The organism is Klebsiella sp. EMBS2024 (assembly GCF_036233805.1).
GTDB classification, from domain to species: domain Bacteria; phylum Pseudomonadota; class Gammaproteobacteria; order Enterobacterales; family Enterobacteriaceae; genus Klebsiella; species Klebsiella pneumoniae.
In genome coordinates, this window is record NZ_JAZARW010000001.1 from 293,960 (window position 1) to 294,526 (window position 567).

A 567-nucleotide genomic window follows, 5' to 3' on the forward strand; every position below is an offset into this window, starting at 1 on the left:
TTGCGATAACGCGAATTCATCCCTACAAAGGTATAATGACCATCAATATGGCGCTTGTATAAAATAATGCAGCAATTATCTTTGAATGAGAATAAGGCGAGGGAGTGGAAACGTTAGTTATTCTGGCCGTAGTCGTATGGGTACTTTTCAAACTGGTACAAAAGGTTACGAGCAAACTCTATCCTCCAGACTCGGTGAAGGTACAGGAGAAGCCCGACACAACGCCAGCGACGGATGCCTGGGGAAATTACTCTAAAGCTGAAGGGCATGTCGTTTTATTCGAGCAGTACCGGCATGAGCAGGCGCTGCGGCAGCAAGCTGCTAAAGAGGCTGATACGTTCTACCGCTCAAGGGAGTGGCGGCGTTTACGTTACCAGGCGTTCCAGCGCTACGGCAATAAATGTTGCGTATGCGGGCGCGGCGCCAGTGACGGGATGGTGATGCACGTTGATCATATTAAACCGCGTTCTCTTTACCCGCATTTAGCCCTCGATATTGCCAATCTGCAAATCATGTGCAACGAGTGCAACGTCAGTAAGGGCAACAGAGATGAGGTTGCGTGGCAAT

General features: G+C 49.4%; 1 protein-coding gene. It reads left to right on the forward strand.

All coding sequences use genetic code 11. The annotated features are described in order from the left end of the window. Positions 1–104: 104 nt before the first annotated feature. Positions 105–567: HNH endonuclease (locus VZP09_RS01380; RefSeq protein ID WP_328794850.1), on the forward strand; the 463-nt coding region annotated here is incomplete at its 3' end.